The sequence below is a fragment of the Paenibacillus sp. FSL L8-0644 genome (assembly GCF_038008165.1).
GTDB classification, from domain to species: Bacteria; Bacillota; Bacilli; order Paenibacillales; family Paenibacillaceae; genus Paenibacillus; species Paenibacillus polymyxa_D.
Map to the genome: position 1 here is coordinate 3542497 of NZ_JBBOYN010000001.1, position 12416 is coordinate 3554912.

A 12416-nucleotide genomic window follows, 5' to 3' on the forward strand; every position below is an offset into this window, starting at 1 on the left:
AGCCATATAATGAATCGTATTTCCGGAAAACGGGTATTAAAATAAACACATACAACGATTTTAGGATGTTTAATCAGGGAGATGAGAACGATTGATATGTCCGGACTTCAGTTCTTTTGGCTACTGCTTAATGTGATATTTATTGATCTTCTGCTCGCAGGGGATAATGCGATTGTAATTGGACTTGCCGCCAGAAAGCTGCCTCTTGCAACGCAAAAAAAAGCGATTCTGTACGGCACCGGTGGTGCCCTGCTTATTCGCATAGCAGCCACCATTGTGGTACTCTGGCTGCTTCAAGTACCGTGGTTGTTACTCATCGGGGGGATTATGTTAGTCTGGATTGCGTATAAGTTGCTCGTAGACCAGGAGGACCATACCGAAGTCAAAGCGGGAACAACATTATGGGGTGCTATCCGCACGATTGTTGTAGCCGATGCGGCTATGGGTCTGGACAATGTGATTGCTGTTGCTGGCGCTGCCCAGCAGCATTTGCTACTTGTAGTGCTGGGCCTGTTAATCAGCGTGCCAATCGTGGTATGGGGAAGCACTCTTTTTATCAAACTGATCAATAAATTCCCCTGGATTATCTATTTGGGATCGGCTGTACTTGGTTATACGGCCTCTAATATGATTACTGAAGAACGTAAGCTGGAACCTTACTTTACCGAGCACCCTGCGCTGCGTATCTTGTTTATTGCTACAGTTATGGCTGGTATTTTGCTCACGGGATATCTTCAAAGTCGCAAAGCAATGTCCAGTCGAGAAAAAGCTGTTTAAAATGCTTCAAAAACTGTTTTAACTAAAATCAAAAAAGGCAGACCCCATAATAACAGTGGGTCTGCCTTTTTGTTTAAAACCAATCTTCCTGTATAACTTCCTCATTACGCCCCTCTATAGCTCCGCCTGACTCCAGGACAAGCGTTTCCGTTGCAGCCACAGCCTGTTCAATCAAGGCATTTAAATCCCGAATAGAGGCTTCAATCTTTTGAACAACCCACAAATTTGGATTGGTCGTTGGGGATTTAGGAACAAACAATGTGCAGCAATCTTCATATGGAAGGATGGATAAATCGTAGGTGCCAATTTGCTTAGCGATTTCCGTGATCTCCTGCTTATCCATCATGACGAGAGGTCGCAGCAATGGTAATTCTGTTGAACGGCCAATCACATTCATGCTGGATAACGTTTGACTAGCAACTTGACCCAGACTGTCACCCGTCACGAGTGCCAGCGCTCCTTCACGCTCAGCCAGCATCGTTGCAATTCGCAGCATAGACCGTCTCATTAGCGTTATAATCAGATTGTCCTGTCCAGTGCGCGTAAAGGCCGTCTGCACCTCTGTAAACGGTACAAGGTGGATTTTGATCCGCCCTGCATAGCCTGCTAATACCCTTGCCAATTCAATGACCTTTTCTTTCGCACGCTCACTTGTAAACGGATAGCTATAAAAATGTACACATTCAATTTCCAGTCCTCTACGCATGGAAGACCATCCTGCTACCGGGCTGTCGATTCCACCAGACAGCAGCAGCATAGCTTTACCGTTCGTTCCTAACGGAAAGCCCCCTACAGCCATAATAACATCGCTGAATATATAGGCCGCCTGCTCTCTGACCTCCACACGCAACTCAATATCTGGTTGATGCACATCGACCCTCAACGCTTGAAACTCTCGCAAAATAGGAGAACCAATTAAATGGTTCATCTCTTGTGAGGAATGAGCAAACTCCTTCCACACTCTGCGGGCATTTACCTTGAAAGTCGTTCCCTCGGCCACATTCAGCTCACGCATCAAAGCTACAGCGGTCTCAATTATAGCACCCAGCTCGACAGGAGCCATTTTGACAGGACTTATTGTCGTGATGCCAAACACTTTTTGTAACACTTGAATGATCTGTTCATAAGGCTCTCCTCCGAGTACCACATAAATCCGTCCAAATTCCTTCCGCAAAGAAGCGCCGGGAAACGGCTTGAGCAGCAGCTTCACGTGATTCAGTACTGCCTTTTCAAAACGAGTTCTATTCTTCCCTTTTAATGTAAATTCACCGAAGCGAAGTAACAGCATATCATAGTGCATTTTAACGTTTCCACCTTTCAAGGGATTCCAGCTTGGCTACAGCCTGTTGCAGTGCAAGTATAAGCTCATCGATATCCTGTTCCGTATGCTCGTCACCGAAGCTGATACGAATGCCGCCAGATGCTTCTGCCTCATTGCGGCCCATCGCCTGCAGCACCCGGCTGGGCTCGGCCAACTTCGAAGAACAAGCCGATTTGGTGGATACGGCCACACCTAGTTGCTCCAGCGTATGCAGCAGCACCTCGGCCTTCATACCCGGATATGAAAAGTGGACAATATGCGGTGCTTCCTCCCCGCTGTTTAGCCGCAGTTGAGGGATTGTCTGCACTTCTGCGACCACCCGTTCTCTCCACTCGGTCATACGTCGTGCTGTTTCTGCTTGTCGTTCGCCCGCTAGTCGTACCGCTTTGGACATACCAACAAGCAGTGGCACATTTTCCGTACCTGCACGAAAACCCTGCTCCTGAGAGCCGCCACTATGCAGTGGGAAAACCTCTACACCTTCCCGAACGAATAGTAGTCCAGCACCTTTAGGTCCACGCAGCTTATGCGCAGAGAGGCTGTACAGATCAGCCTGCCAGCCCCGGATATCAACCGGCAGCTTTCCAAACCCTTGTACACCGTCAATATGAAATAGAATACGGGGGAACTGTTTCTTCAGCGCAGCTCCGATATCATGCACCGGTTGCACCCTTCCCGTCTCATTATTGACATGCATAATACTGACTAAAATCGTATCTTTACGGACAGCGGCACAAACCTGTTCGGCGCTCACATGCCCTTCTGCATCGACAGGTAAAAATGTAACCTCAAAACCCAGATTTGTCAGTTGTCTGCAAGCTTCATACACAGACGGGTGTTCTGTCGATACAGTAACAATATGCTTGCCTCTGGTCTGATACTGCAAAGCTACTCCCTTAATAGCAAGATTGTTGCTTTCCGTTGCCCCAGATGTGAAGACAATCTCTGATGGATACACTCCCAAAGCCGCAGCACATACTTCGCGCGAACGCTTAAGCAACTTATCCGCATCCTCTCCATACCGATGCATCGAAGATGGATTGCCATAGTGGCGTCTCATGATCTCGGCAACGGTTGTAATCACCTCTTCAAAAGGCGGAGTTGTCGCGGCATAATCAAAATATTTCATTAAACTCCCCTTTCTACCCTACAACTGCTGCAACAAAAAAAGACCAAAACAGGGAAAGGTCGCTACATTATAGCGACACCCTTTCCCCATATTGACCCTGTTCTGCGGACCTAATCTAAATTGAAATTACGCACTTTTTTCGTTATAAGCTATAGGGCTTAGATCGTATATTTTTCACGTGCATTTTGAATCTTGTTAATATATCTTTGCGTTTCCAGCGGAAGCTTATCCAGTACAGACATTAACTGTTCATCACTACTTACACCAAGCCGCTGCACCCGTCCGGGACCTGCATTATATGCAGCCAGCGCCATATTTTCTTGTCCGTTAAAACGTTTAATCTGATAAGACAAATAACGAACTCCAGCATCAATATTTTGTCCAGGATCATACGGGTCACTGACTCCCAGACCTTGAGCCGTAGCATCCATAAGTTGCATAAGCCCTTTGGCCCCGGCCGAAGAAGTGACCGACGGATTGAATGAAGATTCCGTATCAATAACTGCTTTAATCAACGCTACTGGAACGCCGTATTTCTGACTAGCCTCGTTAATCAAATCATCATATGCCGTAGGTGTTGTAGGTCCGTCTGTTGCTGTGCTGGAAGGAGCGGGATACAATGACGAAGCCGTTCCCCTCGAAGGTCCCAATTGAAGCCAAAGCAAACCATTTTCGTCTCTGGTAACATCACTTGAATTTTCTCGAGTCACAGCACCATCTGTTTCCAACTGACCTACTTGTTCCAGTAATCCGGAAAAAGCGTCCGTTGTCCCCGTCTGGGTTGTAGCACTCATATTATTTAACAGCTGCATGTCTAACATGGACTTGGACACGCGCGGATCAATTTGCATGTGGTGTTCCCAACTTTCTATAGTTGTTATATCCCAAATAGCTTGTCGTTACTGCTATGATACAACTTTTTACTATGTACTTCCATACCTTTTAATGAAAAAAAGCTCCGTTTCTGTCGAAAAGACAGCGGAGCTTTATAGATCAGCTTAAATGTAATTATATCACTAAGATGATTTTTCTCGGATATACAAAAGAAAACTGTACTTTTTCCTCCAGCAAGGTCAGCGAACGAACGGGATAAAAGCAAAATAACTCAATGTCGCCAGCGCCCCAAGACCAATCGACCAAATGCCGGTCGTTTTGCTGCCATTCACATAAGCAAAAAAGCCTAAAACTGCAGCAATAGGCCCCAGAACAATGGACCACATAAACAATGAGGCAATTCCCGCAGCCAGACCAACATAGCCAGAAATACGACCACTATTGTTTATAACTTGCTCTTCACCCTTGACCTCATGTCGAGTCGCAACTGAGCCGGGAGCAACCTCTGCTGCATATTCCTCACGATCATTACGGCGCTTGGCAGATCGTTCATGAATGTGACGGGGGTAATCTACACGTTTGCGGCTAACATGCTCTTCATTCTGATGCTTGTCGTTTTCATGATCTTCCATAATAAACTGCACCTCCAAATGCAAAATGAATCGCGTAATAAAATTTACACGGACTTCGGTTTAAAAGTGTGGCAACAGGTTGCGGCTGACGTGTCGGCCTTATCACGTTCTTCTGAACTGAAGCTTTCCCCCGCATATTCTTCTTTAAATTTCTTTCCGGCATGACCATCAACTTCAATCATGATCAAATCTGCCTTGCACAAGTTGTTTTCTCCCCAATAATGACAATTGGCTACGCTACACTTAACGATTGGCTTGGCCTCTTGGCTCATGATCATCACCTCGGATTCATTGTCCCCCCGCTATCCCGCACCTATGCGTTTATGGTATATGGCAGTTGGTGACATACGAAAAAAGCCGCTTCCTTCACCTCCTCCAAAATGGCAGGAAGCAAGTAGAAAACGGCTTGCTTGTCTTGTTTTAGTTTTTGATTAGAAATGATCTTCCCCGTTGAATGCTTTATGCATGAGTACGGCGAGTCTGCATCCGGCGCTGAGTCAAATAGTCACTTTCATAATAAGTCAGATCATCACGCAATTCTTCAAAATTTTTCGTAATGTCCATGATCACTTCGCGAGCGGCTGGCACTGGCGTTTTACGGAAGCGGATAGCATCTTGCCCCGTATACGCATAGCGTCCATCCTCTGCGTAAGATTCATTTTTGGGATAAAAAAAGCTGTTCACGCAGTCATGGTAAACGTTATACAATGCCTTTTCCGCAAAATCGACGTCAAAATTGGCACGGCGTAAAGCCACACCCAACTTTTCATAAGATACTTCGGAAAAAACAAGGACATGACGGAGATCCGACAAAAAGCCTTTGTAAAAGAGCACGGACTCCTCATTGCCATCTGCAGCCAGTTGCGGCAGAGCATGCTCATTGAGGAATGTTTCCACCCGTTTCACGGCAGTTTTCAGTCTCTCCTGCGCCGACTCACATAATTTTTGTACGTTGACTGCTGACATCAAGGCAGCTCCCCCTTATTTGTTGCTTGTTCATCAATTTGGTTACCCGAAAATAGTCCCCTCTAACCGAAAGAGCTGTAATTTTCAGTATTTATCCTACCACAAATAAGCATTGAAAGGTATAAAAACATGCCAACCTCCTCACGCTAAACCATAAATTTATGAATTCTCAAGGAGGACGGTCCCATGTCTCGGCGAAAATGGTTAAAACCCCTGCTAGGAGCAGCTGCCGGGGTGCTTCTCATCACACTGATGCTGCCTTCCCGTGATCACCGCCATACACCGCAGCCCGAATATACGGCCAAGATGGTGCCACAGCAAGAGAAGCAACTCAAAAAAGGAATGTTGGCTTTGGACCTGTCCGCTACGGATACCCTCACACGCATGGATGCAAGGCAGGATATTCAGTACGTGATGCGGGAACTTGATGGTAAAACTGCTGATCAGAAAAGGGAATTTACCCGCACGCTACAGCAATCGCACAGTCATCTTCATACGTTACAGTGGATTCACACAAGCGACGGGAATACGAACACCTACACGGGCAGCAAAGCACAAACTCGTCTGCTCAGTCATCCTCAAATTAAAAGCAGCTTGGCTGCGGCTCGCCGTTCCGTCATGCAAAATAAATCCTACGAATCTGCTGCATTTCAGGCTGAAGGCGGTAAATATTTTGTCATGGCAGAACCATCGGCTGACGGAACATGCGGCGTTGCTGCTCTGGTCAGTCAGCAAGTATTGCGTGACGTGGAGAAGCATCAGCGGAAAAATTTGCGTTTGATTCCCTATCCAAAAGAAGGCAGCTACAAAATCGAATCCGTACATCCCGACACATTGCACGATATTACTGTCAAGACGGGCCACGACAACGAAAATGCAAGCCATTATTTTGAAAATGAAATTGTCGTTCGCTTCCATCATAATCCTGATTCACGACAACTGCAGGAAATTGCAGCAGATTTACACTGTGCGCCAGGCCGCAAGCTTGGTTATACCTATGTATTTCATTCGGATAAGATGAACTTTAAGGAGCTAAAGCAATATTTTTCAAGAAAGTGGAACCCGCTTTATACGGAACCTCACTATATGTATCTAACCAATGAGAGCACACCTATCAAAGCGGACAGCTCTATTCCCAATGATTTGCTCTTTTCCCGCTATCAATGGAATCTGCCGGCAACTGAAACCAACCGAGGTTGGAAATTAAGCAAAGGCAGCAAGGACGTAATTGTCGCTGTCGTAGATACGGGAGTAGATTTGGATCACCCCGACCTAAAAGGTCAAATCCTTTCAGGTCATAACGTGGTAAACCCGTCTGAAAAGCCTTATGATGACGTCGGTCATGGAACGCACGTCGCCGGCATCATTTCTGCCCTCGTGAATAATGGTGAGGGGGTCGCTGGCATGACATGGTACAACAAAGTCATGCCGATCAAGGTACTTGACCAATCCGGCTCCGGTACGACTTACTCGGTTGCAGAAGGTATTATCTGGGCAGCTGATCACGGTGCCAAGGTTATCAATTTAAGTCTGGGCAATTACGCACAAGCTGAATTTTTGCATGATGCGATCAAATACGCCTATGATAAAGATGTCGTATTAATTGCAGCCACAGGCAATGACAATACGGAACGGCCTGGGTATCCAGCAGCGTATCCTGAAGTGTTTGCCGTTTCCGCTACAGATTCTTCTATGCACCGTGCATCCTTTTCTAACTATGGAGATTATGTAGACGTCATGGCTCCAGGTGCAAGTATTGCCAGTACGTACCCAGGGAATCAATATGCTGCACTGTCGGGCACTTCAATGGCCAGTCCCCATGTATCAGCACTTGCTGCCCTGATTCGATCCGTTAACCCCGATCTGACCAACAAAGAGGTTATGGATTTAATGAGAAGCAGCGTAATTGACTTGGGCACACCAGGGCATGACAAATATTTCGGGTATGGTCAAATTGATGTGTATAAAGCGTTGAAAGCAGCACAACGTCCATATGTTCCTTTGCAATTCTATCCACAGCATTTAAGTGACAAGTTAAAATCTATTTTAAAGAAACTGGAAACGTAAGATTCCTTATTGGAAAAAAGCAGCCATGTTGCTCCATGGCTGCTTTTTTGGGCTTTATTAACGCTTGGAACTGCTGCGAACAGGACGCTTGCTATGACTGCGAGTATGACAGCAAGGTTCTCCAGGATCCTTTATACTCACCGGAAATACGTGATGTGGTACAGGTACAATGTGCGTCTGATTAACAATCTCAATTGGATGAACCACAGGCACGACTTGTGGGAAAAATTGATGATTTACAAATTGGATCGGCGGGCACACGATCGGGTCGTAAGGGCAATGACTCATAATGTGCAACTCCTTTCGGTGAATTAGTACAGCATATTAAGAAGGCATGTGCTGTGCTTGGATGTTTACCCCCTAATACAAATATCCCTTATAAAATAGGCTTCCGTTCAACAATGACCGAATGATCAAGCAGTTCGCCCAACAAACGGCACAGTTTGTGAAGACCTGTTATAAGTGTTTCCTTGTCCACATACGAAAAAGAAATACGGATATGATTACTGTCCATACCACCTGCATAGCACACTGCACCAGGTAAAAAGGAAACGCCTTCTCGATCAGCCAGCCGCTCCAATTCTGGAATATCAACATTAGGAGGAAGCTTAATCCACACATTTAAGCCGCCTTCGGGAGCATACCAGCTAACCTCTGGCGGAGCATAGCGCTGGAGCGTATACAATGCGACTGTCAACCGATCCCGCATTTGTTCCCGCAACCAGACAAGATGTCGATCAAGACGGTTCCTGATAAAGGGCAATAGCGCTTTTTGCGTTAATAGAGGGCTCCCCAAATCCGTAGTAGACTTGGCAGCCACCAAACGATCCATTACACTGCCAGTGGCCGCTACACAAGCTATACGGCAGCCGGGAGCAACGGTTTTGCTAAAGCTTTTGATATATATCACATGTCCGGATTGATCATGTGCCTTGATAGAGAGTGGCGGCTTTGTTTTATAGTAGAGGTCAGAAAATGGATCATCCTCAACAATGAGGCAATGATAACTTTGAGCTAGATCCAATAATTGTGTGCGTCTGGCCGTCGTTAAAGTTACTCCGGTAGGATTATGAAAGGTGGGTATCGTGTATATCAGTTTTGGGGGATGAGTATCACAAAGACGCGTGAGGATATCGATCCGCATGCCCTGCTCATCCATCGGAATCATAATTACTTTGGCACCACGACTGGTAAATACATCAATGGCCCCCGTATATGTAGGAGCCTCCATGTAGACAACATCTCCAGAACCAACGAAAGTACGTGCCACCAGGTCAATGCCCTGTTGGGCACCACTGGTCACGAGCAGCTGTTCTGCAACAGTGCATAGGCCACGTTCGTTCAGGTGATCTACAAACACTTCCCTCAGCGCTAAATCACCTTCAAAAGTACCGTATGCTGCCATTGCATCAGGATTTCCAGAGGATAGACGTTGAGTATCAGCGATGATTTCGCGTGTAGGAAGAAGCTCCGGTTGAATTGCTGCTATATGAAAAGAATAGGGAACCTGTCTGCTATGGTTAAAGTTTCTCCATAACTGTGCGCGTGGCAAATAATCGATCAGCGACATTTGCCATGACAAATCCTGCGCTCCCTCACGTTGAACAGCTACCGAAGGCTCTGCTACATAGCAACCTTTTCCCTGTGTACAGGTAACCAGATTAATAGACTCCAGCTCAGCATACGCCTTGCTTACAGTTACGGGACTTACCGCAAGCAAACTGGACAAATGACGGACAGAGGGAAGCTTTGTGCCCTGAGGCAACAGTCCAGACTGGATGCGATCTGCTAATGTTTTGGCAATCTGTGAATATAATTTAACACTGCTATTGCGGCTGAGATCAATATGCATCGGAACCGTCCCCTCCAAAAATCAACTGTTACATTTAGACGTTTACTGTTATACTTCATTATCGATATAATACAACAAATTTCATAGTACAGTATAGAACACAGGAGATGATTGGATTGGAACACAAATTTTCGGGTATGGCTCGTACTCAGGGCTCGTCCATGGTAAGGGACATTTTAAAGCTGACACAGGGAACAGATGTGTTATCTCTGGCAGGCGGCCTTCCTGCCGATGCCTTTTTCCCCATCGAAGCTGTTGCTAAAGCCTATGAGCAGGTATTTCGCCTCGGCGGTACTACCGCTCTTCAATACGGCCTAACCGAGGGCTACATTCCTCTACGGGAACGTCTTGCAGCAATCATGTCATCCCAAGGCATCTCCGTCACCAGAGATAACATCATCATGACGACGGGCTCACAGCAGACCATTGATCTGGTTTCGCGTGTATTGCTCGATCCGCAGGATACTGTATTGGTGGAGTCCCCTACTTATTTGGCAGCTCTTCAGGTATTTAATTCCTATGGTGCCAACATTGTAAGTGTAGATACAGACTCTAACGGTATGCGATTAGAAGATCTTGAAGCCAAGATCAAAAAACATCAGCCTAAATTCGTGTATGTCATCCCAACCTTCTCCAACCCGGCAGGAAGTGTTTGGAGTATGGAACGAAGAACAGGCGTTGTTGAAATATGCCGTAAATACGGCACTTTGATTTTTGAAGATGATCCTTACGGACGTCTTAAATTTGACGAAAACCTTAACTTTCCATCCCTTTTCTCAATCGATCAAGAGCTAGGTGGAGACGGTCATGTGATGTACACTTCTACATTCTCCAAAACCGTCGCTCCTGGTGTTCGATCTGGTTGGCTGGTAGCTAATCAAGCGATTGTCGTTAAAGTCGCCAATGCCAAACAATCTGCCGATCTGCACTCCAGCAGTATTGATCAACGTGCTTTGAATGAGTTATTGGACTTTTTTGACTTGGACGGACATATTCGTACTGTGTCTGCTGAGTACCATACTCGTATGCTACGTCTCACGTCGCTGATGAAAGAACGCCAATGGGAAGGAATCACCTGGAATGATGCACTTGGCGGTATGTTTATGTGGGTTACTTTACCCGAGGGATTCCGTTCTGATCGGTTGCTGCAACTCGCAATTCAGGAAGGAGTGGCATTTGTGCCTGGACAAGTCTTCTATGCTGACCTAAGTGGCAGCAACCATATGCGAATCAACTTCACGCATACGGATCCTTCCTTGCTTCCAAAAGCAGTTGACCGATTGGATCGGGCACTGAAGATGTACACAGAGGAAAGTGTTGTAAACAGCGTGCGATGATGGAGTTGGCAGGACACGTACGTGAGGCCGCTTCACGAATCATTTGATTTTACGATCGCTGTTCCCTCTGATTCGTTTGGAATTTGAATAGCATGTTGGAATCTGGGACAAAGATGTACGCCTCGCCTCCGTAGATTCAAATGCGTTTGCTACGCTGACTACGTGCCTCATTCTCGAACGGTTTTACGGTAGAGAAGTAAAAATTAGGATGAAAGCCCACAGTAATTATGCTGGGGGCTTCATTCTAAGAATGCACTATATCTGCGTAAGTACGGTATGTTAAAAAGGGTGTGCCATCATTCCCACAGGAATATGACACACCCTTTTTAATTCAATAAATACATTTGGATTAAAGGCTTTCATGCAAACAGGTCATTTACAAAAGTTAAATTCATACTTTTTAAGGTGTTGCAGTGGGGAAAGTTTTCCGTAAGCCGGGTTCTGTGCTATTCGTGGTACAGACGGGAACTACCCTCCCACTACAAGCGACAATCATCTATCTAGGCCGAACATTGCTATCCAGCTCCAGCGACCAACCTAGACACGCCTCGGGCTAAGGCTGCTTCGCGAAGAAGCTGTGTCCCATTAGGTCTTGCTCCAGATGGGGTTTACCAGGAACGAAGTCACCAGCGTTCCTCGGGGTCTCTTACACCTCGGTTCCATCCTTGCCTGTGCCGCAAGCGGCCATCGGCGGTCCATTTCTGTGGCACTATCCTTCAACTCGCGCTGACTGGACGTTATCCAGCATCCTGCCCTATGGAGCCCGGACTTTCCTCTCGCGGCTTACGCCACCAGCGATTGTCTGTCAAACTTTCCGAACAACATTACATAGTATACAGGGAACGCGCGCATGATACAACCCTGAAAATATTGTAAAACGTATAGATCTCTGTTTACTTGCCCAAATAAAACGGATGTACCTTTCTCTGCAATGAATCATCCGCCACATAATAAGCAGACCTTCCCACGTATAGCGGGATAGAAAGCTTACTAAAATCAGGAACGTCCTCATCTAGGAACAGTTCATCATCTCGGTAGGTCTGCTGTATTTCACCGACGATCCAATCATGATCTCCATAGGTATGAATATCCACGACTTTACACTCATAAGCAAGATAAGCCTCCAGCAATATAGGCACATTGACTGAAATTCCATCCTCATATGCAATGCCAAACTGCTGAAATTTATCTACATCTTTACCACTAAAGGTACCTACAGCCTGAATCCATTCCGATCTGTGCGCAGGCAGAAACTGAATACCAAAGCCTCCGCTTTTCTCGATCAGTCCGTGAGAATATGTTTCCTTCCTCAGTGAAATGCCATACATGCCCGGTGATGATCCGATATAGGTATGCCAGCCTGAGGCCATTACATTATTTTCCCCCTCATAGCGGGAAGTAACAACAGCGACCATGCCTGGATAGGCATGAATTGCAGAATCAGCTATCAGCGTCCGCATAGAACCTCTCCCTACGAAAAAAATAATAGAACATCTTCATT

The 12416-nt window shown here is 46.2% G+C and carries 12 protein-coding genes and 1 other RNA gene; 3 read left to right on the forward strand and 10 right to left on the reverse strand.

What is annotated here, in order from left to right:
- Positions 1 to 81: 81 nt before the first annotated feature.
- Positions 82 to 777, forward strand: coding sequence for a TerC family protein (locus NSS94_RS16060; protein ID WP_341039647.1), 696 nt, complete (start codon positions 82 to 84; stop codon positions 775 to 777).
- 73 nt (positions 778 to 850) lie between these two features.
- Here the strand turns inward: NSS94_RS16060 and thiI are convergent, their stop codons facing one another.
- The 6 genes from thiI to NSS94_RS16090 form a co-directional block, all read right to left on the reverse strand.
- Positions 851 to 2077: a tRNA uracil 4-sulfurtransferase ThiI gene (thiI, locus tag NSS94_RS16065; protein WP_209949506.1), complete on the reverse strand. Its 1227-nt coding sequence runs from the start codon at positions 2075 to 2077 to the stop codon at positions 851 to 853.
- 1 nt (position 2078) lies between these two features.
- Positions 2079 to 3227 carry a cysteine desulfurase family protein gene (locus tag NSS94_RS16070; RefSeq protein WP_165149077.1) on the reverse strand — a complete coding sequence of 383 codons (1149 nt, stop codon included), beginning with the start codon at positions 3225 to 3227 and terminating at the stop codon, positions 2079 to 2081.
- A 158-nt stretch (positions 3228 to 3385) separates the two neighbouring features.
- Positions 3386 to 4078, reverse strand: coding sequence for a lytic transglycosylase domain-containing protein (locus NSS94_RS16075; RefSeq protein WP_318627858.1), 693 nt, complete (start codon positions 4076 to 4078; stop codon positions 3386 to 3388).
- A gap of 222 nt (positions 4079 to 4300) precedes the next feature.
- Positions 4301 to 4693: a hypothetical protein gene (locus NSS94_RS16080; protein WP_322251723.1), complete on the reverse strand. Its 393-nt coding sequence runs from the start codon at positions 4691 to 4693 to the stop codon at positions 4301 to 4303.
- Between the two features lie 44 nt (positions 4694 to 4737).
- Positions 4738 to 4965, reverse strand: a complete 228-nt coding sequence (locus NSS94_RS16085) for a DUF1540 domain-containing protein (protein ID WP_029517777.1) — start codon at positions 4963 to 4965, stop codon at positions 4738 to 4740.
- Positions 4966 to 5152: 187 nt separating this feature from the next.
- Entirely contained in the window at positions 5153 to 5659 is a 507-nt protein-coding gene (locus NSS94_RS16090) for a YpuI family protein (protein ID WP_029517778.1), read from the reverse strand.
- A 186-nt stretch (positions 5660 to 5845) separates the two neighbouring features.
- Here NSS94_RS16090 and NSS94_RS16095 point away from each other — a divergent pair, with 186 nt between their 5' ends.
- Complete coding sequence (locus NSS94_RS16095) at positions 5846 to 7726, forward strand: S8 family peptidase (RefSeq protein WP_341039648.1); 1881 nt, start codon at positions 5846 to 5848, stop codon at positions 7724 to 7726.
- Between the two features lie 57 nt (positions 7727 to 7783).
- On the opposite strand, the gene NSS94_RS16100 is transcribed toward NSS94_RS16095, so the two are convergent.
- Positions 7784 to 8014 carry a hypothetical protein gene (locus NSS94_RS16100; protein WP_080658632.1) on the reverse strand — a complete coding sequence of 77 codons (231 nt, stop codon included), beginning with the start codon at positions 8012 to 8014 and terminating at the stop codon, positions 7784 to 7786.
- Between the two features lie 88 nt (positions 8015 to 8102).
- A complete protein-coding gene (pdxR, locus tag NSS94_RS16105) occupies positions 8103 to 9578 on the reverse strand; it encodes a MocR-like pyridoxine biosynthesis transcription factor PdxR (RefSeq protein WP_341039649.1) in 1476 nt (491 codons plus the stop codon).
- A 116-nt stretch (positions 9579 to 9694) separates the two neighbouring features.
- On the opposite strand from pdxR, the gene NSS94_RS16110 reads away from it, so the two are divergent.
- A complete protein-coding gene (locus NSS94_RS16110; RefSeq protein ID WP_318627855.1) occupies positions 9695 to 10915 on the forward strand; it encodes an aminotransferase-like domain-containing protein in 1221 nt (406 codons plus the stop codon).
- Positions 10916 to 11330: 415 nt separating this feature from the next.
- Here the strand turns inward: NSS94_RS16110 and rnpB are convergent.
- Both rnpB and NSS94_RS16120 read right to left on the reverse strand, forming a co-directional pair.
- Positions 11331 to 11729: RNase P RNA component class A (gene rnpB / locus NSS94_RS16115), an RNA gene on the reverse strand.
- 79 nt (positions 11730 to 11808) lie between these two features.
- Complete coding sequence (locus NSS94_RS16120) at positions 11809 to 12375, reverse strand: flavin reductase family protein (protein WP_029517782.1); 567 nt, start codon at positions 12373 to 12375, stop codon at positions 11809 to 11811.
- Positions 12376 to 12416 lie beyond the last annotated feature (41 nt).